The 19674-nt window shown below is 72.3% G+C and carries 21 protein-coding genes and 2 pseudogenes; 17 read left to right on the top strand and 6 right to left on the bottom strand.

Features of this window, described 5'->3' with window-relative positions; all coding sequences use genetic code 11:
- Window positions 1-260 precede the first annotated feature (260 nt).
- Together ACFY4A_RS34825 and ACFY4A_RS34820 are read left to right on the top strand one after the other, a co-directional pair.
- Window positions 261-1253: an N-acetylglucosamine kinase gene (locus ACFY4A_RS34825; protein ID WP_390833313.1), complete on the top strand. Its 993-nt coding sequence runs from the start codon at window positions 261-263 to the stop codon at window positions 1251-1253.
- A gap of 185 nt (window positions 1254-1438) precedes the next feature.
- Window positions 1439-2362, top strand: a complete 924-nt coding sequence (locus tag ACFY4A_RS34820; RefSeq protein WP_390833312.1) for a sirohydrochlorin chelatase — start codon at window positions 1439-1441, stop codon at window positions 2360-2362.
- A gap of 142 nt (window positions 2363-2504) precedes the next feature.
- Here the strand turns inward: ACFY4A_RS34820 and ACFY4A_RS34815 are convergent, their stop codons facing one another.
- Window positions 2505-3539, bottom strand: a complete 1035-nt coding sequence (locus ACFY4A_RS34815) for a lactonase family protein (protein ID WP_390833311.1) — start codon at window positions 3537-3539, stop codon at window positions 2505-2507.
- A 102-nt stretch (window positions 3540-3641) separates the two neighbouring features.
- Window positions 3642-5147: an FUSC family protein gene (locus tag ACFY4A_RS34810; protein WP_390833310.1), complete on the bottom strand. Its 1506-nt coding sequence runs from the start codon at window positions 5145-5147 to the stop codon at window positions 3642-3644.
- A gap of 285 nt (window positions 5148-5432) precedes the next feature.
- Between ACFY4A_RS34810 and ACFY4A_RS34805 the strand changes: the two genes are divergently transcribed.
- The gene (locus ACFY4A_RS34805) at window positions 5433-5909 is read left to right on the top strand and encodes an Lrp/AsnC family transcriptional regulator (protein ID WP_390833309.1); all 477 of its coding nucleotides are present in this window, start codon (window positions 5433-5435) and stop codon (window positions 5907-5909) included.
- An 11-nt stretch (window positions 5910-5920) separates the two neighbouring features.
- Here ACFY4A_RS34805 and ACFY4A_RS34800 read toward each other — a convergent pair whose 3' ends face one another.
- On the bottom strand, window positions 5921-6781 hold the full coding sequence (locus tag ACFY4A_RS34800; RefSeq protein ID WP_390833308.1) for a LysR family substrate-binding domain-containing protein: 861 nt from the start codon (window positions 6779-6781) through the stop codon (window positions 5921-5923).
- 58 nt (window positions 6782-6839) lie between these two features.
- On the opposite strand from ACFY4A_RS34800, the gene ACFY4A_RS34795 reads away from it, so the two are divergent.
- Both ACFY4A_RS34795 and ACFY4A_RS34790 read left to right on the top strand, forming a co-directional pair.
- A complete protein-coding gene (locus ACFY4A_RS34795; protein ID WP_390833307.1) occupies window positions 6840-7250 on the top strand; it encodes a DUF5997 family protein in 411 nt (136 codons plus the stop codon).
- A 72-nt stretch (window positions 7251-7322) separates the two neighbouring features.
- Window positions 7323-8063, top strand: coding sequence for a class I SAM-dependent DNA methyltransferase (locus tag ACFY4A_RS34790; RefSeq protein WP_390833306.1), 741 nt, complete (start codon window positions 7323-7325; stop codon window positions 8061-8063).
- Between the two features lie 39 nt (window positions 8064-8102).
- Here the strand turns inward: ACFY4A_RS34790 and ACFY4A_RS34785 are convergent, their stop codons facing one another.
- Window positions 8103-9662, bottom strand: a complete 1560-nt coding sequence (locus tag ACFY4A_RS34785; protein ID WP_390833305.1) for an SMI1/KNR4 family protein — start codon at window positions 9660-9662, stop codon at window positions 8103-8105.
- Window positions 9663-9954: 292 nt separating this feature from the next.
- Window positions 9955-10089 (bottom strand): hypothetical protein, encoded by a 135-nt coding sequence (locus ACFY4A_RS34780; protein ID WP_390833304.1) that lies wholly within the window; start codon window positions 10087-10089, stop codon window positions 9955-9957.
- Between ACFY4A_RS34780 and ACFY4A_RS34775 the strand changes: the two are divergent.
- The 7 genes and pseudogenes from ACFY4A_RS34775 to ACFY4A_RS34745 all read left to right on the top strand — a co-directional run.
- Window positions 10085-10270 (top strand): annotated as a pseudogene (locus tag ACFY4A_RS34775) (hypothetical protein); the annotation flags it as partial. The gene ACFY4A_RS34780 and the pseudogene ACFY4A_RS34775 sit on opposite strands and share 5 nt — an antisense overlap.
- Window positions 10271-10452: 182 nt before the next feature.
- Complete coding sequence (locus ACFY4A_RS34770; RefSeq protein WP_390833303.1) at window positions 10453-11649, top strand: MFS transporter; 1197 nt, start codon at window positions 10453-10455, stop codon at window positions 11647-11649.
- Between the two features lie 36 nt (window positions 11650-11685).
- A complete protein-coding gene (locus ACFY4A_RS34765) occupies window positions 11686-12108 on the top strand; it encodes a heme-binding protein (RefSeq protein WP_390833302.1) in 423 nt (140 codons plus the stop codon).
- Complete coding sequence (locus ACFY4A_RS34760) at window positions 12105-12452, top strand: nuclear transport factor 2 family protein (protein WP_390833301.1); 348 nt, start codon at window positions 12105-12107, stop codon at window positions 12450-12452. The genes ACFY4A_RS34765 and ACFY4A_RS34760 overlap by 4 nt, the downstream gene beginning before the upstream one ends.
- A 16-nt stretch (window positions 12453-12468) precedes the next feature.
- Window positions 12469-13293 carry an aldo/keto reductase gene (locus tag ACFY4A_RS34755; protein ID WP_390833300.1) on the top strand — a complete coding sequence of 275 codons (825 nt, stop codon included), beginning with the start codon at window positions 12469-12471 and terminating at the stop codon, window positions 13291-13293.
- A gap of 133 nt (window positions 13294-13426) precedes the next feature.
- Window positions 13427-14422, top strand: a complete 996-nt coding sequence (locus ACFY4A_RS34750; protein WP_390833299.1) for a TIGR03571 family LLM class oxidoreductase — start codon at window positions 13427-13429, stop codon at window positions 14420-14422.
- Window positions 14423-14492: 70 nt separating this feature from the next.
- The gene (locus ACFY4A_RS34745; protein WP_390833298.1) at window positions 14493-14639 is read left to right on the top strand and encodes a hypothetical protein; all 147 of its coding nucleotides are present in this window, start codon (window positions 14493-14495) and stop codon (window positions 14637-14639) included.
- Here ACFY4A_RS34745 and ACFY4A_RS34740 read toward each other — a convergent pair.
- The gene (locus tag ACFY4A_RS34740; RefSeq protein ID WP_390833315.1) at window positions 14599-14910 is read right to left on the bottom strand and encodes a hypothetical protein; all 312 of its coding nucleotides are present in this window, start codon (window positions 14908-14910) and stop codon (window positions 14599-14601) included. The genes ACFY4A_RS34745 and ACFY4A_RS34740 overlap by 41 nt on opposite strands.
- Before the next feature lie 631 nt (window positions 14911-15541).
- On the opposite strand from ACFY4A_RS34740, the gene ACFY4A_RS34735 reads away from it, so the two are divergent.
- The 5 genes and pseudogenes from ACFY4A_RS34735 to ACFY4A_RS34715 all read left to right on the top strand — a co-directional run.
- Window positions 15542-16552, top strand: coding sequence for an aldo/keto reductase (locus tag ACFY4A_RS34735; protein WP_390833297.1), 1011 nt, complete (start codon window positions 15542-15544; stop codon window positions 16550-16552).
- Window positions 16553-16589: 37 nt separating this feature from the next.
- Window positions 16590-17009, top strand: a complete 420-nt coding sequence (locus ACFY4A_RS34730) for an SRPBCC family protein (RefSeq protein WP_390833296.1) — start codon at window positions 16590-16592, stop codon at window positions 17007-17009.
- Window positions 17010-17498: 489 nt separating this feature from the next.
- On the top strand, window positions 17499-18203 hold the full coding sequence (locus ACFY4A_RS34725; protein WP_390833295.1) for a hypothetical protein: 705 nt from the start codon (window positions 17499-17501) through the stop codon (window positions 18201-18203).
- Window positions 18204-18506: 303 nt separating this feature from the next.
- Entirely contained in the window at window positions 18507-18974 is a 468-nt protein-coding gene (locus ACFY4A_RS34720) for a MarR family winged helix-turn-helix transcriptional regulator (protein WP_390833294.1), read from the top strand.
- Window positions 18975-19017: 43 nt separating this feature from the next.
- Window positions 19018-19662: pseudogene (locus tag ACFY4A_RS34715) on the top strand (oligopeptide/dipeptide ABC transporter ATP-binding protein); the annotation flags it as partial.
- Between the last annotated feature and the right edge of the window lie 12 nt (window positions 19663-19674).

The following is a 19674-nucleotide window of genomic DNA, read 5'->3' as shown; positions in this document are numbered from 1 at the left end:
GAACAACCCATCGCCACCACCCATACCAACATCATCCTGCATGAATGATCACGAACCGCAGGCGGGTTGCCGGTTACTGAGACACGCTCCTAGTCTTCCTCCTCACCAAGGTCATCGAGCCGGTCGGGCGGATCGCGCAGCCGGTCGTCAGGAGGAGGGAGCCCGGTGCGTCCAGTGACCAGTCCACTCCGTCGCGGGCGCCGCGCCTCCTCGTCCCCCTCCCCCACGTCGGCGGACCCCGTCGAGGACGGGGTGCTGCCGTGACGGGGGACGCGCCGACCGGTGCGGCTGGATTCCTCGCCGTGGACTCGGGCGGCTCCGGCCTCCGGGCCGTCGTCGGTGTGCCCGGGCGCGGGCCGTTGGCGCGAGGGGAGTCCGGTGAGCCGGTGCGCACCGGCGCGCGGGGCATCGACCCCGGACATCTCATGGAGCAACTGGCGCCCATGGCTCGGGCGTTGGCGGCCGAGGCCGGGGTGGGCCGGCTGGAGACGGCCGTGCTGGGGGCAGCCGGGCTCGCCACCCTGGGCGACGCGCTGCGCGCCGAACTGCCCGGCGCGCTGGCACGGCACCTCGGCGTACGCCGGGTCGCGCTGGTCGCCGACGCGGTCACCGCCTACACCGGCGCCCTGGGTCCCCGCCCCGGCGCGGTCGTCGCCGCCGGGACCGGTCTGATCGCGATCGGCACCGACCTCACGGGCTGGCGGCGCGCGGACGGCTGGGGGCACCTGCTCGGCGACTGCGGCAGCGGAGCGTGGATCGGACGGGCGGGCCTGGAGGCCGCGCTGCGCGCCCACGACGGGCGGGACGGCGGCTCGGCGCGGCTGCTGGCCCGCGCCGAGGAGGCGTTCGGGCCGATGACGGAACTGCCCGGCAGGCTCTACCCGCGCTCCGACCGGGCCGCCGTCCTGGCCTCCTTCGCACCCCAGGTGGCGGCCTGCGCGGCCGACGACCCCGTCGCGGCCGGTGTGCTGCGCGCGGCGGCCCGGCACATGGCCGAGTCCGCCGCGGCCGTCTGCCCGCCCTCGGGAGAGCCGCTGCTCGCCCTCACCGGCGGCCTGTTCAAGATGGGTGACTCCCTCCTCGTACCGCTGGAGAAGGAACTCTCCGAGCGGCTGCCGCACGCACGGCGGGTACGCGCCGAGGGCGATCCGCTGCACGGCTGCGTGCGCATCGCGACCGATCTGGCCAGGGATGTCCTCACCCTGCCGGGTGACGAGAAGTTGCTGTACGTACCACCCCCACAAGGGGATTGATCCCCCACGTCCTCATCTGCCGGACAAATACCCAGATCGGCCGAGCGAGTTGTCCCATCCGACCCGATGAGGCCAGACCGGCGCTTCCTATCCGTACGTGACTCATCAGACAAAACCGGACGGATACCGCTCACCTGCACCCTCCCCGAACAGGGGAGCCCCGGAAGCCAGTAACATGCGGCGCCATGAGCTCCCCCACTGGGCCCGCGCCCGGCCTGCCAGTACGAATGCCGCGCCCCCGCCAGCCCGGACGCCACCGCCGCCCGGAACCGCTGGCGGCGCCCGAGGGCGCGCCCGCTCTCGTCCTCGCGGTGCCGGGCACCCCTGGCGACGCCACGCGGGGCCTCGCCGAGGAGGTCGTGAGCATCGCCCGCTCCGAGCTGCCCGGACTCGACGCCCGGATCGGCTACCTCGACGGGGACGACGCGGACCACCCGACCGTGCAGTCCGTGCTCACCCGTGCGGCCGAGGAGCGGACCGCCCGCTACGAGCAGGCGGTCGCCGCCGGCGCGGACGTCAAGGAGCCCGATGGCCCGGTCGCGGTCGTGGTGCCGCTGCTGGCCGGTCCGGACAGCGCGCTGCTGCGCCGGATCCGCCAGGCCGTCATGGACAGCCGGGTCGCCGCCGAGCTGACCGACGTGCTCGGCCCGCACCCGCTGCTCGCCGAGGCACTGCACGTCCGGCTGTCGGAGGCGGGCCTGGCCCGCGCCGACCGCGCCCGCCTGTTCACCGTGGCGACCGCGGCGGACGGGATCATCCTGGCCTCGGTGGGCGGCGAGGAGGCCGTGCAGGCCGCCGGGATCACCGGCATGCTGCTCGCCGCCCGCCTCGCCGTGCCGGTGATGGCGGCCGCTCTCGACCAGGACGGCTCGATCGCCTCCGTCGCCGAGCAGCTGCGCTCCGCCGGCTCCCAGCAGCTCGCCCTGGCGCCGTACCTGATCGGCCCGGAGATCGAAGCGGAGCTGATCGAGGCCGCCGCCGAGGAGGCGGGCTGTGCCGCCGCCGAGGCGCTCGGCCCCTACCCGGCGATCGGCAAGCTCGCCCTGGCCAATTACACGACGGCCCTGGGCATCGCCCCGCAGCAGCCGCAGAGCGCGCCGGTCCGCTGACGCTCGCAGCCTCCCCGTACGACCAGGGGCCCGCTCCTCGCCGACCGAGGGGCGGGCCCTTCGCCGCACCGACCGCGCCACCGGCCGGACCGTCCGGGCGGGTCGTTTCGTCGTCCGGGTCGTCCGGCGCCCGTGCGGGCGTTCAGCCGAAGACCACGCAGGACGCCGCCGCCACCGCGACCGCGCCGGCCCGCGCGGGCAGCCCCGTCTCCTCGTCCACGGCGAACCAGGTCACCTCCCCGGAGCGCTCGTTGGCGACGTACAGAAAGCCGTCGGACAAGGTCAGCGCCCGGGGCCAGTGGCCGCCGCACGGCACGCTCCCGACCAGCCGCAGCCGCTCCCCCTCCGCCTCGACCGCGAACACGGACAGGACGTCCTCGCCACGCGTCGCGGTCCACAGGAACCGGCCGTCCGGCGCGACCGCGATCCCCGAGGGGTAGGCGTCGCCGGCCGGGGCGTCGGGCAGGACCGGATTCTCGGTCAGAGGTCTGAGCGAGCCCTCGGCGGCGTCCCAGCGGCAGACCGTGACGGTGGGCGTCAGTTCGTTGACGACGTAGGCGTACGCGCCGTCCGGGTGAAACGCCAGGTGGCGGGGCCCGGAGCCGGGCCGCAGCGCGATCTCCCGGTGCACGGCGAGCCGCCCGTCCGTCAGCGTGCACACCCGGACCGAGTCGGTGCCGAGGTCCACGCTGACGGCCCAGCGGCCACTCGGGTCCGGCTGGACCTGGTGGGCGTGCGGACCGCGCTGGCGACGCTCGTGCGGGCCCGAGCCGGTGTGCCGCAGCACGTCCGAGGGGGCCGGGGCGAGGCGCCCGTCGGGGTGGACGGGAACGGCGCTGACGCTGCCGGAACCGTAGTTGGCCGTCAGGACGTGACCGTCGAACAGGCTCAGGTGGGTGGGGCCGCTGCCGCCGACGCTCACCGGCGGCCCGGTCAGCTCGACCGTCTCGCCCTTCACGCGGTAGGCCGCCACGGCACCCTCGGCCGTCTCGCTCACCGCGTAGAGCGTGCCGCCGTCGCGGGACAGGGCCAGGTACGAGGGGTCGAGGACGCCGTCGACACCGCTGAGCACGGTCAGCGCCCCGCCGCCCTCGGGCACCGCCGCGGTGACGACCCCGGGGCCTCCCGCCGCCGTGAACGACCCGATGAACGCCCGCCGCCTGCCGCCGTGTGCCACCACTGGTCCCCTCTCGGTCGTCCGGTCCGAGCGACGGTAGCAGTCACACCATTCAGGTCTAGACCAAGCGCGGGAGGGGTGGCCCGGCACGTGCCGTCGGCGTCAGGCACCGACCGGCGGCGAACCCGACGGCGCCCGCAGGGGCGTGGCCAGATCCGCCAGGGCGTGTTCCAGGGCGTGGAGGTGGGTGAGGGCGGCTTCCGCGGCCGTCGGCCGGGGGTGGGCGGGGGCGACCCGCGGGACGGCGTCCGCGCCGTCGTCGATGAGGGCTTCCACCGCGCTCTCCACGCGGTGGCACGCGGCGGCCAGCCGCTCGTCGTGGGAGGCCTCCGGGTCGGCGGCGACGGCGACGAGGCCGCGGATCTCGCGGGCGCAGTCGTCGAGCAGGGCGAGTACCTGGCGGGCGCGCCGCTTGCGGCCACGCATCGGGCTCAGCGGGTGCTCGAGCGGGGCGATGGAGAGCCGTACCCGGCCGAGCAGCCGCTCGAGTTCGGCCACGCGGTGCGCCGGGTCGGCGCCGGCGGTGCCGGCCAGCCGGGCCGCGGCCTCGGCCGTGCACGCGTGGACACAGCGCAGGGCCCGCTGAATCCAGGCGTCCGTGACGGCGTGGGTGGTGACGGGCAGCACGAACAGCACGGCCAGCCAGGCCCCGAGCGCGCCGACGGCCGTCTCCCCGAGCCGCAGGGCGAGCAGCCCCGGAACGAGGACGCCGAGAAGGCCGTAGAGCGCCGCGGCGAGCAGCGTGACCCAGAACATCATCCAGGTGTAGGACACGGCGGCTGTGTAGAAGATGCCGAAGACGCAGACGGCGACCAGGACGGCGGTGGGGAGCGCGGCCCCGTGCAGCGGGACGACGACCAGGGCGGCCAGGGCTATGCCGAGCAGCGTGCCGAGGACCCGGCGGAAGCCGCGGACCAGGGTCTCGCCGCGCGAGGCGGTGTTCACGAACACCCACCAGGTGGCGCCGACGGCCCAGTACCAGCGCTCCCCGGACACCAGCTGGCCCACGACGAGGGCGAAGCCGGCGCCCGCGGTCGCCTGCACGGCCTGCCGAGTGGTCACCCGGTCCAGTCCGCCGCCGCCCAGGACGGCGGGAGCGGCGGCGGCAGGCAGCCGGCGTTCGTAGCACCATACGCCGAAGCGCACCACCGCCGCGGTGAGCACGGACAGCAGGACGGCGGCGGACACCTCGGGCAGCTGCCCGGTCGTGGTGTGCAGGAACTGCGCCACGAAGAAGGTCATGAACGCGAACACGCCGAGGCTGTGGCCGCGCGGACCCCAGCGGCGCGCGTACACGCCCGCGGCCACCACGGCGAGGAAGGCGAGATCGCGTGCCACGGGCTGGTCGTGCAGCCCGGCCGCGACGGCGAGCACGGGCAGGCCGGCCACCGGGAGCAGCACGGTGGTGACGAACTGTCCGCGCACCGTGGGGTCGGCGACGGTGAACAGGGCGAGCAGCGCGGCGAGCCCGCCGGTGACGGCGCCCGGAAGCGAGTGTCCGGCCAGCCCGCAGACGGCGACCGCCAGGCCGATGCCGAGGACGGCCCTGGCGGCGAAACGCAGCCGCGTCCGCCCCGGGTCCGGAGCCACGAACACCCTCTTCAGCACTGCTTACCGCCCCCCGTGGAAGCCACCTGGAACGCCGGCGGGACACCGGCATGAGAAAGGCGCCGCGGGGATCCGCAGCGCCATCGACGTGTCCATGAGAGCATCACCGGCGTCTCTGGCTCAAGCGAACCCGGCAACACTGAGCCATTGGCGCACTCCGGCACATGATCAACGCGCTGGTGGAGGGCCAATGGACCACAGGCACTGGTTCATTCGAGTGGCGTTCCGGTGAGCCATTGGTACAGTCGACGTCGATCAGCGATCTGGGAGGAGACCCCCGTCGCCATGGCCGTGGACGAACTCGACACCCGCATTCTGCGGCTGCTTCTGGAGCAGCCGCGCACCAGCGTGCGCGAGTGCGCCCGCATCCTCGGTGTCGCGCGGGGCACACTCCAGGCCCGCCTCGACCGCCTCGAACGGGACGGCGTGATCACCGGCACGGGCCCCGCCCTCTCCCCCGTCGCTCTCGGCCACCCGGTCCTGGCGTTCGTGCACATCGAGGTCACCCAGGGGCACCTGGACGACGTCGGGGACGCACTGGCCGCCGTACCGGAGATCGTCGAGGCCTTCTCGATCACCGGCGGAGGCGACCTGCTCACCCGTGTCGTGGCGCGCGACAACGCCCACCTGGAGGACGTCATCCAGAAGCTCATCAGCCTGCCGGGCGTGGTCCGCACCCGCACCGAGGTGGCGTTGCGCGAGCGTGTCCCGCACCGACTGCTGCCCCTGGTGGAGTCGATCGGCCGCAGCGCGCGGAAGTGACGCGGAGGCGACTACGCCCCGCGGCCCGGCCTGCCCCGCCCGCCGCTCCTGCCGCCGCCGGAGCCGCCCGAGCCGCCACGCCGGTCGCGGGCCGCGGGTCCGCCCGCACGGCCGGAGCGGCCCGCGGCCTGGCCCGTACGGCCGCCCGCCTTGCCGCCCGACTTTCCGCCTGTCTTACCGCCGGCCGCGGGCTTGCGGCGGGCTTCCGCCGCGTCGGCACGCCTGTCCTTGCGCCGGGACTGCCCCTCGGGCTGGGTCTGGGCGGGGCCCCGGGTGCTGTTGACGGTCCGGCCGCGCACGATCCCGATGAAGTGCTCCACCAGGTCGGTGTGCGCCTCCTCCGGCCAGCACAGCGCGACGCTCGATTGCGGGGCGTCGGCGACCGGCCGGTAGGTGAGGTCCCTGCGGTGGTGGAGGCGGGCCAGCGACTGGGGGGCGACGAGCAGCCCCACTCCGGCCGCCACCAGCTCTACGGCGTCGCCCGTGGTGGCGGGCCGCTCGAAGGCCTCCTCACCGGGCGGCCGTTCCCAGCCGAGGACGTCGTCGAGCGGGTGGAGGACGACCTCGTCGGCCAGGTCCGCCACGGACACCTCGTCCACGGCCGTCACCAGATGGTCCTTGGGGACGATCACCACCGAGGTCTCGGTGTAGAGGGGGATCGCGCTGAAGTACGTACGGTCCACCGGCAGGCGTACGATCCCCGCGTCCGCCGCGCCGCCGCGCAGCACCTCGGCCGCCTCGGCGGCCGGGACCTGGACGAGGTCGAGGGGGACGTCCGGCAGGCGCTCGTTCCAGATGCGCACCCACTTGGCGGGCGTCGCCCCGGGGACGTACGCGAGCCGGAACGAGGCAGATGCATCCGAGCCGGTCACGCCGCCAGGTTACCCGGCGTGGTCGGCCTCCTCGTCCGCGGTCGATAGTCTGGACACCATGAAGTCGCACCAGACCACCCAGACGATGAAGCCCGCCACCGCGGCGAAGAAGCTGGGTGTGTACCTCCCCGCCACGCCCGCAGAGTTCCAGGAGGGCGTCGTCTCGCGTGCCGAGCTCAACGAGCTCCAGGCCGATCCGCCCGAGTGGCTGCGGGAGCTGCGACGCAACGGCCCCCACCCCCGCCCTGTGGCCGCGGCCATGCTGGGTGTCTCCATCTCCGGTCTCGCGCGCGGCGGGGTCACCGAGGCCCTGACCACCGAGCAGATCGAGGCGCTGAAGCAGAAGCAGCCCGAGTGGCTGGAGAAGGAGCGCGCCACGCAGGCCGAGGTGCGAAAGGAGACGGCACGCCTGAAGAGGCGCGCCGCCGAACGCGCCGGGCAGGACACGGAGCAGGCGCCGGGCCGCTGACCTGCCGACCGGGGCGCGGGGGCGGGGAAATGCGTGGACAGCTCCCCACCTCGCCCGGCAAAGTGGCCGCCCGTGACGAGCAGCGAACTGTGGAACCGCGAAACCGCCGAACGCTACGACGCCGAGGAGACCGAGAGGTCCTCTGCCGCCGTCCTCCGACCGACTCTCGATTTCCTCTCCGAACTCGCCGGTGACGGCCCGGCGTTGGAGTTCGCCATCGGGACCGGACGCGTCGGCGTCCCGCTCCGTGAACGCGGCGTGCCCGTGGTGGGCATCGAACTGTCCGAACACATGGCGGCGGTCCTGCGGCGCAAGATCGACGGGGACAGGCTCCCGGTCGCCCTCGGGGACATGGCCACGACCACCGTCCCCGGCGAGTTCACCCTGGTCTACCTCGTCTACAACACGATCACGAACCTGCTCACCCAGGACGAGCAGGTCGAGTGCTTCCGCAACGCCGCGCGCCACCTGTCGCCCGGCGGCCGGTTCGTGATCGAGTTGGGCGTGCCGCCGCTGCGGTTCCTGCCGCCCGGGCAGGTCGCGGTGCCGTTCGACGTCTCCGAACGGCACCTCGGGTTCGACACCTTCGACCTGGTCGAGCAGATCCTCGTCTCGCACCACCTCAGCCGTGACGGCGAGGACGGCCGCTACCGCCGCAGCGACTCCCGGCACCGGTACGCGTGGCCGGCGGAGCTCGACCTGATGGCACGGATCGCCGGGCTCGAGCTGGAACGGCGCGTCGCCGACTGGGACGGGGCGCCGTTCACCCAGGACTCGGCGAAGCACATCTCCGTCTGGCGCAAGCCGGCTTGAGACACCCCTTCCTCGTCTTCCTCGCCCCGCCCGTCGTACTCAGAGGCTGCCGGCGACGCGGAGTGCGTCGCCGGTGTCCAGGCCGACACGGGAGGCCAGGGCGAGGGCGTCGTCGAAGGTGACGTCGTCCCCCACAAGACTGACGGCGGCCAGCGCGGGCGGGACCTTGCCGTGGTCGAGCAGCGTGGCCCACTGCTGCCGGCCGAGGGCGAGGTAGCGCAGGTTCGCGAGGTCGGCGAGGACGGTCAGGTCGGGTGTCTCGGCTCCGGAGAGGTCCAGGCCGTGCAGGTTGGGGGCGCTGCGCAGCGGTGTGAGATCGGCCGGGGCGGTGGTGTTCAGGTCGAGCGACGCGAGGTGGGGGTGGCCTGCCAGCGCGGTGAGGTCACCGCCGGTGAGGGCGACGCGGAGGGACTCGACCGGCAGGTCGCACAGGGGCGTCAGGTCTGCGGTGGTGGAACGGTTCAGGTGCAGACGGCGCAGGCCGGGGGCGGCGGTGAGCGGGCCGAGGTCGACGGTGCCGGTGGCGTCGTTGATGTGGATGGCCTGGAGGGTCGGCGGAACCTCTTCGGGGACGCCGCCGATGATCTGCCGGGTGCCGTTGTCGCAGTAGGGCCTGCACAGGGAGATGTGGTCGTCGTCCCTCTCGTAGGAGCCCTGCTCCAGCAGTTCCAGGTGCTCCCCGAGCAGGGAGGTGAGGGAGTCGGCGACATACACGGGGCCGTCGTCGTAGTCACGGCCTGTGGCGATGACCTGGCCGGGCCGCCCGTCACGGGCGGGATCCATGTCGACGGCAAGGTAGTTGCCGTCCTCGCCGGTGGCGAAGCGGATCCAGCCGGGGTGGCCTCCGCAGCGGCGGACGGTCTCGGCGGGGATGGTGTCGAACACCACGGCGTCCCATTCCAGGTCCCAGCCGAACCAGGGACGGTCCTGCCACTCGCGGGAGCCGGTGTACTCGGCGACCAGACTGTCCAGAGGCAGCCAGGCGTAGTTCTCGATCAGGTAGCGGTGCCGGTACCCGATGCCGTCTCCGTCGGCGATCAGATACAGCGCGCGCAGGTCTGCGGGCAGCGGGCGCCCGATGCGGCGTTCGGCGTCGTCGAGCGCGGCCTCGGTGACGGGCGGGGGCAGTTCCTCGGCATGTCCGAGGACGGCGGCACGCCGCTCGAGGTAGCCGCAGAACCTCGTCGCGGCCAGCTCCGGGTCGCCGGCGGGGGCGGCGGTGCCCGCCTGCTGGCGCCTGCCCGGCTGCGGCAGGCGGTGGTCGGGGTCCAGGACGATCTCGTATTCGCCTCCCGGTCCGGTCACGCGACTGACGGCGTCCCTGAACGCGACGAGCCGGTACTCGCCGGAGGGCCGGCAGTCCATCTCCCATCTCACGGGGTCCCAGCCGCGGTCGTCGCGTATCACGTCCGCGAGTTCCGCCAGCCGGGAGTGCATCTCGGGCAGCCCCATGGCGGCACGCGGCCCGGGGACGGTGTAGCCGCCCGTGATCCCGGTCCCGCCACGGCCCGCGTGACCGGAGAGCACGGCCCGTGTCCATCCCTCCGGCGCGTCCGTGACGATCTGTTCGGCCATGCGGCGGGTGACCTGCTCGACCATGCGCTGCTCCAGTTCTGTGGAATACGCCCGCCATCCTGACAGGGACCACTGACATCGAGCGCCTGCCGGTGCCCCCGCGGCCCCGGAGGCGCCGGTGCCGACGGCGGCGGCGCACCAGGCCGGGGACGGCGGCCGTGCAGGCCGCCGGAGCCATCCGAGGAACGACAGACGGACCTGACGGTTGGGGTTGTCCCGATTGGTGTCCGCCAACCTCCGTTAAGGCAACCCTCAGCAAGACGCGCACTCGCCCGGCGAGAGAGCCACTGACCAACCGACGGACTGCCCCGGCGTCTCAGCGCCGATCGACCCGGGTGACGGCCAGCAGCACCACAGCCAGCACCTGGATGGCGATGACCACCGTGATGAGCACCAGGATCGAGTAGCCGTACAGACCACCCGTCAGTGCACCGCCGGCCAGCTGCGCCACAACCCGCCTGGTCACCCGTCTCGAAGACCGCGATCTGCTCTCCCGGTACCTGTGCCCGACCGAACACGATCGTCCGACGCCACCGGGCTCGCCCACAGCCACGCTCGGGCAGAGCCGACATCGCACACCGTCACCCGGACCTGCACCCCCATCCCCCGCGCGCACGCATGGCGACACATGAGCCACCTGTCGCACTCACCGGTCCGCCACATCCGCCGCAGGCGGGCAGCCACGGCCATCGGCCACGCGAGACACCCCGCATCTACATCCACGCACTACCCGCGCTTGAATTTATAGCGTGTATGCAACTATTGTGGAGGCATGCAAGGAGCTCGTTCAAGCAATCACAGAAGGTCTGAGCCCATGCCTCTCGCACTCCTCGCCCTGGCTGTCGGAGCCTTCGGAATCGGCACCACCGAGTTCGTGATCATGGGTCTGCTGCCCGAGATCGCCGCCGACTACGGCGTCTCCATCCCCACCGCGGGCCTGCTGGTCACCGGGTACGCGCTCGGCGTCGTCGTCGGCGCGCCGCTGCTGACGGTGCTCGGCACCAAGGTCAGCCGCAAGCAGATGCTCATGCTGCTCATGGCCCTGTTCGTGCTCGGCAACGTGCTCTCCGCCCTCGCCCCCAACTTCGGGCTGATGCTGGCCGGCCGCGTGGTCGCCTCACTGGCCCACGGTTCGTTCTTCGGTATTGGCTCCGTGGTCGCCGCCGACCTGGTCGCCCCTCAGAAGAAGGCCGGCGCCATCGCCACCATGTTCACCGGGCTGACCATCGCCAACATCGTCGGCGTGCCGCTGGGCACCTTCATCGGGCAGGCCGCGGGCTGGCGGGTCACCTTCGTCATCGTCGCCGCGCTCGGCGTGGTCGGCCTGCTCGGCATCGCCAGGCTCGTTCCCGCCATGCCCCGGGCCGAGGGCGCCCACCTGCGCCGGGAGCTGACCGCGTTCCGCAACCCGCAGGTGCTGCTCGCGATGGCGATGACCGTGCTCGGCTTCGGCGGTGTCTTCGCCGCGATCACCTACATCGCGCCGATGATGACCCACGTCGCCGGCTACTCCGACGGCGCGGTCACCTGGCTGCTGGTCCTGTTCGGCGTCGGTATGTTCCTCGGCAACCTGCTCGGCGGCCGCTACGCGGACCGCGCCCTCATGCCCATGCTGTACGCCACCCTCGGCGGCCTGGCCGTCGTGCTGGCGCTGTTCACCCTGACCGCGCACAGCAAGGTCCTCGCCGCGATCACGATCCTCCTCGTCGGGGCGCTCGGCTTCGCCACCGTGCCGCCGCTCCAAAAGCGCGTCCTCGACCAGGCCCACGGCGCACCCACCCTGGCCTCCGCCGTCAACATCGGCGCCTTCAACCTCGGCAACGCGCTGTCCGCCTGGCTCGGCGGCCTCGTCATCGCCGCCGGCCTCGGCTACACCGCCCCGAACTGGGTCGGCGCCGCCCTCGCCGCCGCCGCGCTGGTCCTCGCCTTCTGGTCCGCCGCCCTCGAGCGCCGCACCCCGACACGAAAGACCGCGGCGAGCGTCCCCGCAGCCGCCCCCGCCCACCACTGACCTCCCTCCTTCCACATTCCCTCCGGGAGAAGCACCGTGAACGCCACTGCCGTCACCCCGCTGACCACCACCGACGCCGAGACTTTGATCGCGGCCGCCCGGACCGCCGCCGAGTCCGCCCGCGTCCCGGTCAGCGTCACCGTCCTGGACGCCGGCGGGCACCTGCTCGCCTTCCGCCGCGACGACCGCGCGGTCCTGATCTCCGGCGAGACCAGCACCCGCAAGGCCTACACCGCTCTGCAGCTCAACGCCCCGACCGCCGACCTGATCGACCTGGTCAAGCCCGACGGGCCCTTCCACACCCTGCCCACCGCGCTGGACCGGCCGCTGCTGTTCATCGCCGGCGGCATCCCCGTCCACCGCGACGGCCGCCTGATCGGCGCGATCGGCATCGGCGGCGGCGCACCCGAGCAGGACCACTCCTTCGCCACCGCCGCGCTGAAGGAACTCGCCCGATGAACCGCACCCCGCAGGAGGTCTTCGCCGACCACGGGAAGCGGCTCGGCACCGGGGACCTCAAACTGATCGCCGGGAACTACACCGAGGACGCCGTCCTGATCACCCCCGCCGGGGTGTTCCACGGGCGGGACGGGGTCCGGCAGGTCATCGGCCGGCTGCTGACCGACCTCCCGGACGCCGACTGGCGGCTGACCCCGCGGTTCGCGGGCGAGGTGCTGTTCCTCCAGTGGGCCGCGACCACCGGCACCCACCAGGTCGCCGACGGCGTCGACACCTTCGTCTTCCGCGACGGCCTGATCAGCGCCCAGACCGTCCGCTACACCCTCACCGACCGCACCGACTGAAAGAGAGCTGGACACCATGACCACCATCCCCACCGTGAAGCTGAACAACGGGGTCGAGATCCCCCAGCTCGGCTTCGGCGTCTTCCAGGTCCCCGACGACCAGACCACCGCCGCCGTCACCGCCGCGCTGCAGGCCGGCTACCGCAGCATCGACACCGCCGCGGTCTACGGCAACGAGAGCGGCGTCGGCCGGGCGCTGGCCGCTTCCGGGCTGCCCCGCGAGGAGCTGTTCGTCACCACCAAGCTGTGGAACGCCGACCAGGGCTACGACGCCACCCTGCGCGCCTTCGACGCCAGCCTCGCCAAGCTGGGCCTGGACCACCTCGACCTCTACCTGATCCACTGGCCCACCCCCGACCGCGACCTCTACCTGGACTCCTGGCGCGCCCTCGAGCGCCTCGCCACCGAGGGGCGGATCCGCGCCGCCGGCGTCTCCAACTTCCAGCCCGCCCACCTCACCCGCCTGCTGGAGAACAGCGCGCTCGTCCCGGCGGTCAACCAGATCGAGCTGCACCCCGGCCTGCAGCAGGCCGGGCTGCGCGCCTTCCACGCCCAGCACGGCATCGCCACCGAGGCATGGAGCCCGCTCGCCCAGGGCGCCGTCCTGGACGACCCCGCCATCACCGCCGTCGCCGGCCGCACCGGCAAGTCCCCCGCCCAAGTGGTGCTGCGCTGGCACCTTCAGCTCGGCAACATCGTCATCCCCAAGTCGGTCACCCCGGCCCGCATCCGCCAGAACCTCGACGTGTTCGACTTCCAGCTCACCAACGAGGACATGGCCGCAATCGCCGCCACCGACCGTGACCTGCGCACCGGCCCCCACCCGGACCAGTTCAACTGAGCCGCACGTCCGAGCCGGTACACGGTCACCGCCACGGCTCCCGCGCGGTACGGCTCGGCCCGTACACCCCGCCGCTTCGTTCCGGGCAGACCTCCAGGAACGGGGCACCGTCCCCCGCCCGGAAGGACCCACCTTGGCATCCCCGCACCCCGCACTCGCCCGTCTGGCCCCCGCCCCTGGGCGGCTCACCCTCGGACTCGAACTCCCCCTCGACAACGACTGGGACCCGGCGCGGCAGCACGCCGACCGCGAGGCCGGCCGCCCCTTCGGCGTCCCCGACCTGACCGGGCACACCCGGCTCGCCCGGCTTGCCGACCGGCTCGGTTTCGCCGCCCTGTGGCTGCGCGACGTGCCGCTCTACGACCCCGTGCAGTTCGGCGACGCCGGATCGGTCTTCGAGACCTTCACCCATCTCGGCCACCTGGCCGCCGTCACCGACGACGTCGTCCTCGCCACCGGCGCGATCGTGCTTCCCCTGCGCGAGCCCTTGCTGGTCGCCAAGGCCGCCGCCACCGTGGACGTGCTCTCGCGCGGCCGCATGATGCTCGGGCTCGCGAGCGGCGACCGCCCCGTGGAGTATCCGCTGTTCGGAGAGGACTTCCAGCAGCGCGGCACAGCTTTCCGCGAAGGCGTGGAGACCCTGCGCGCCGCCTGGCGCAGCGGCCCGCTGGAACTTCCCCGGGCCGGCCTCGACGCCGACCGGCAGCTCGACGTCCTGCCCAAGCCCGTCCACAGGGCGGGCATTCCGATCGCCGTCGCCGGCAGCGCGCAGCAGACCCCCGAATGGATCGCCGAGCACGCTGACGCCTCCCTCAACTACCCGCGCGACCTCGGCGCCCTGCGCCTGAAGACGCGCGAGTGGCAGCGGCTCACCGCGGGCGGTGGCAAGCCGTACCTCACGCCCATGGTGCTGCACCTGCAGGAGGAGCCTGACGCCCCGCCGCGTCCTATCCGGCTGGGACTCAGTACGGGAAGCAAGGCTTTGATCGACTACCTGGCGCAGATGGCCGGCCTCGGCGTCGCCCATGTCTCCTTCAACCTGCGGCCCAACGAGCGGCCCGTCGACGACGTGCTGCACGAGCTCGCCGAGGACATCCTGCCGCACTTCCCTCGCCAGGACCTCGCGTAAGAGCCCTTGAACCGCGGCCTGCTCACCCCGCTGCCTGTGCTTCATCGACCGTCGCGGCATCTGCACCAGCATGAACGAGGACGGCCTGAAGCTGCCGGCCGAGGCCCGCCCGACCGGTGAGGCCGCTCTGCGCGAGGCGCTCGGTGAAGCCGCCAGCCATCCCGCGCTCTCGCTGGTCACCGCGGTCGAGGCCGTGGCCACCTCGCGGCGCCGGTAGCAGGGTGCCCTGGATCGCTTCCGGCCCAGCTGGACCAGCAGGGAAGGCAGCGGACCGGCGCCCCGTCTTGGAAATCGCGCGGCCCCTGGACCAGGGCGGCGGGCAGGTGCTCGCTGCGCAGGGTGTCGCAGTAGGCGAGCGCGGCGGAGAACGCCGGCGCGGGGACGCCGCGGTGGGCCGCGGTGGCCACGACCGTACGCCAGGCCGCTCGGGGGTCGGTGATCTCCGCCGCGAACCGCTCCTCCGGACGGCTCGCACCCGACGCGTGCACGAGGTGATCCACGGTGCCGGTCCGCTGCGTGCGGTTCGCCCTCCTCGGCGCGTCCGGCAACACGATCGGCAGCGCGCCCCGGCGCAGGGCCGTTGCGGACGACAAGGCCGACGCGCTCGACCGCCATGGCGCCTTCCTCCTGGGCGAGGGGCGGTGTGGTTCCTGCTCCGGGATGCGCTCCGGCCGGGAGCCTTGGCGACGCGCGCGGCGTTCCCCGCGGGATGCGGTGCGCCATCGTCGGCGCGGGCGGGCGGTCGTCGTGCGGACGCCTTCGGCTTGCAAGCCCTCGTGCCGGGTGAGTGATGGCAGGGAAGGCCTGTGCCTGATGGGCCTGGGTGATGACGGTGAAGGCCTGTGCCTGATGGGCCTGGCGCCCGAGCCCGGATCGACTGGCCCGGTGTTGCAGCCACTTCCATTATCTAGCGTCTGCAATTATTGCTTTTACCTGTAAGGCGCTTCTGCATTTATCTGCGTCGCACGGCTGGCTCCGGCAGGACGCCACCGCCGTGCATCCACTGCGACGGCTCCGCCGGCAGAGCCGCCAACCCAGAGGCATCCGTTCCACTCATACCTCACCCCCGTGCCGGGGATGCCGTCGCACCCCGGCACCACTGATCGAAAAGGCACCGTCATGTCCCTCAAGGAAATCCTTCCCGGCAAGCTCGGCTTCGGCACCGCTCCGCTCGGCAACATGTTCCGCGCGATCCCCGACGAGGAGGCCCGCGCCACCGTCGAGGCCGCCTGGGACCAGGGCATCCGCTACTACGACACCGCCCCGTTCTACGGCGCCGGCCTCTCGGAGTCCCGCCTGGGCGAGGTCCTGTCCACCAAGCCCCGCGACGCCTACGTCCTGTCGACCAAGGTCGGCCGCGTCATCCTCGACGAGCTGGAGGAGGGTACCCGCGACCTCGGCGAGAAGGGAGGCCTGTTCGAGCACGGCAATCCCAACAAGATGCTCCACGTGTGGACCGCCGAGGCCACCGAGCGTTCCGTCGAGGACAGCCTCAAGCGGCTCGGCACCGACCGGCTCGACATCGTCTGGGTCCACGACATCGCCCAGGACTTCCACGGCGACCTGTGGCTGCAGAAGTTCGAGGAGGCCCGTACCGGCGCCTTCCGGGTGCTGTCCCGGCTGCGCGACGAGGGGATCATCAAGGCCTGGGGCCTCGGCGTCAACCGCACCGAGCCCATCGAGCTGACCCTCGCCCTCGACGAGCCGCAGCCGGACGGATTCCTCCTCGCCGGCCGCTACACCCTCCTCGACCACGAGCACGCCCTGCAGCGGCTGCTGCCCATGGCCCAGGAACACAACGTCGACATGGTCGTCGGCGGCCCCTACAGCTCCGGCGTCCTCGCCGGCGGCACCCACTTCGAGTACCAGCAGGCCCCGCCGGAGATCGTCGGGAAGGTTTCCCGTCTGAAGGCCCTGGCCCAGAAGCACGGCGTCTCCATCAAGGCCGCCGCCCTCCAGTTCTCCCTCGCCCACCCGGTTGCCGCCGCCGCCGTTCCCGGCGCGACCCGGCCCAGCCGCATCGCCGAGGACATCGCCGCCCTGAACGAGACCGTCCCGGCCGCGTTCTGGCACGAGCTGCGCACCGCCGGCCTGGTCAGCCCGGCCGCCCCGCTGCCCAACGGCGCCTGACCACACACCCCGAAACCCCCACCACAGGAGAAAGATCATGGCTTCCACCTCCGTCAGCCGCATAGTGCCCGCCTCCCCCGACAAGGTCTGGAGCATCATCGGCGGCTTCGACGCCCTGCCCGACTGGCTCCCCTACATCCCCGAGAGCACCCCGCTCGAAGGCGGCCGGGTCCGCCGGCTGAAGAACCCGAACGGCGAGGTCATCATCGAGCGCCTGGTGGACTTCAACGAGGCCGAGCGCCACTACAGCTACGCCATCCTCCAGGCCCCGTTCCCGGTCAACGGCTACGTCTCCACCATCCGGGTCCACACCGTTCCCGGCCGCGACGACATCGCCGAGGTCCAGTGGTCCGGCCGCTTCAACCCCGACAACGCCACCGACGACGAAGTCGTCGACCTCTTCACCGGCATCTACCGCGACGACCTCGACGCACTCCACAAGACCCTCACGGCCTGACACCGGGGCCATCCATCGCAAGGCCCCACCGCGCAGCCCGGGTACGCACCCCGCATACCCGGGCTGCGGTGCGCCCGGGCCGCACCGTCACCCACCGCGACGGCTGGCACGCCCAGCACGTGGCGCCGGAGCGGATCGCTGCGCTGCCGGAGGACCGCCAGGCGGCCACCACCCCGATCGACCGACCCCGGAGGCCGAGCGCCAGGCAGCCTCGCCCGCGCCGTGTGCTCGCCCGTACCAACGGGCGCACGCGAGCACACTCGTGGCCCGAGCCCGCCCGAAGCCTTCACCGACTCCACGCGACTCCACGACTCCTTCCACGCGCCGCTATACAGCTGGAATAAATAACCAGCGTGTGCAATTATATAGCCATGCGCCGCGCACCGACGCGGGCCGATCACCCCTCCACAGGCCCCTCCCAGGGCCCTCCGCGACACCCGGACCTGGAAGAAAGCGCTGCCGATCATGAGAGCGAGCGGGAGCTCGAGGATGAAGACCGGCTGGACGGCGGCCAGAGATCCCGTCGTCAGCGCCAGGGCCTGGAAGAGTGCCGAGAAGACCACGTGGCTGTCCGTGGTTCTCATTTTCGCGGGCCTGGCGGTCAGCCTCTTCTCGGCCGCCCCGTCCGGCGGGCGGGACCAAGTGCCCGGACTCTGGTGGGCACCGACGCTCGCGATCCTGGGCGGCGCCGGGGTCACCCTCGTGCTGACGGGTCTGCGCCGTCCTCATGGCCTGGCCCGGGCAGCGTCCCTGGCCGCTGCCGCCGCGGTCGGCAACGCGCTCACAGCGGCACTGGTCAAGTCCGCCATGGCCATTCTCTCGGAGGAGGGGGCCGCTGGGTTCTTCCTCGCCTGGCAGACCTACGGCTTCGTGCTCGCCGGCACACTCTCCGTCTTCCTGCTGGGATATGCCATGCAGGCGGGCCCGTTGATCGCTTCTCAGCCGGCCCTCACGCTCGGGGATGCAGTGGTCAGCTTCTTCCTCGGGGTGACGCTCTACGGGGAATCGCCGCGCCATGGGCCGTGGGTGGCTCCCGCGCTCCTCGGCGTCGCACTCTTCTCCTACGGCGTTTTCGCCCTGTCCCGCACTCGGTGCATCGCACAGCCGGGGACCCCCGCAGACGTGAACGGGCGGTCGTCGGGCACCCGGCCGGGTTACACAGGGAAGGCCGACATCCTTGCAGGCATCGGCTGAGAGGAAGATGTCAGCTCACGGCCTTCTCCCGCGGGTGCCGTAGATCTGCGGAGAAGTCTTCGCCCAGGCCGCCGAGACCTCTTCGCCGGCCCAACGACACCCTTGCCGATTCCCGGGGCGGGGGCCCCTTGCGCTGCCGATGATCTGCAGCCCTTTGACGGCTCCGACCAATCCCCGGTCGGCCCCGGCCCGCGGCCGACCTCTTCACCCTCACACAGATGATTGCATTAGCGCTATATTGACTCTAGCGAATATTTCATCTCATGGCTTATCCTGTACACCCCCAGAAGGAGACCTGGACCCATGACCGCCACAGACCCCGCACTCACCGCTCTCGCCAGCGGATGGGGTGCCCTCTCCCTCCTGCACGGCAAGATCGAGGCGCACATCGAGCGCGCCCTGCAGTCCAAGCACGACCTGAGTGTGCGGGAGTACTCGCTGCTCGACGTGCTCAGCCGCCAGCACGACGGCGAAGGCGGCCACCTGCAGATGAAGCAGGTCGCCGACGCGGTCGTACTCAGCCAGAGCGCCACAACCCGCCTGGTCACCCGCCTCGAAGACCGCAATCTGCTCTCCCGGTACCTGTGCCCGACCGACCGCCGCGGCATCTACACCGACGTCACCGAAGCCGGCCTGAAGCTCCTGGAGGAGGCCCGGCCGACCAACGACGCCGCCCTCCGGGAGGCACTCGACGAAGCCGCGAAGAACCCCGAGCTGACCCCGCTGGTCGAGGCCGTGGAAGCGGCGGACGTTCCGGCGCGACGGCAGTAGGCCCGAGCAATCCGTCACCTTCCAGCACGACCGATTCCACAGCAGTCCGCGGGACCGAGACCGGGACCATACAGCCCGATCGGCGGACCGTGTCGCGCGACGCCGCCGGGCCGTGCAGGTCGTGATGCAGGATCCGTTCTCGTCGCTGGACCCGAAGATGACGGTCGAGCAGCTGATCAACGAGCCGCTGCGGATCCACCACGTCCCGTTCGACGAGAACAGGGTCGCCGAGTTGCTCAGCATGGCGGGCCTGCCTGAGCGGTACCGCAACCGGTACCCGCGGGAGCTGTCCGGCGGCGAGCGTCAGCGGGTCAGCATCGCCCGCGCGCTCGCGCTCGACCCCGAGGTGCTGATCCTCGACGAGCCGGTGTCCGCCCTCGACGTGTCGATCCAGGCCGGCATCCTCAACGTGCTGCAGGACCTGCGCGACCGGCTGCATGTCGCGACGATCTGCGTGTCGCACGACCTGTCGGTGATCGCGCACATCTCCGGCCGGATCATGGTGATGTACTTCGGCCTGGTGGTTGAGTTCGGCACCCGCGATCAGATAATCGAGCGGCCGGCGCACCCGTACACGCGGACGCTGCTGTCCGCCGTGAGGAGCATCGACCCCGCCGTCGAACGCGCCAAGGAGCGCCGCGCCGTAACGGGCGAGGCGCCGAACGTGACGAACCCGCCGACCGGGTGCCGGTTCATCCCG

The organism is Streptomyces sp. NPDC001292 (assembly GCF_042896465.1).
Lineage (GTDB): Bacteria > Actinomycetota > Actinomycetes > Streptomycetales > Streptomycetaceae > Streptomyces.
This window is presented reverse-complemented; position numbering and strand designations above follow the sequence as displayed.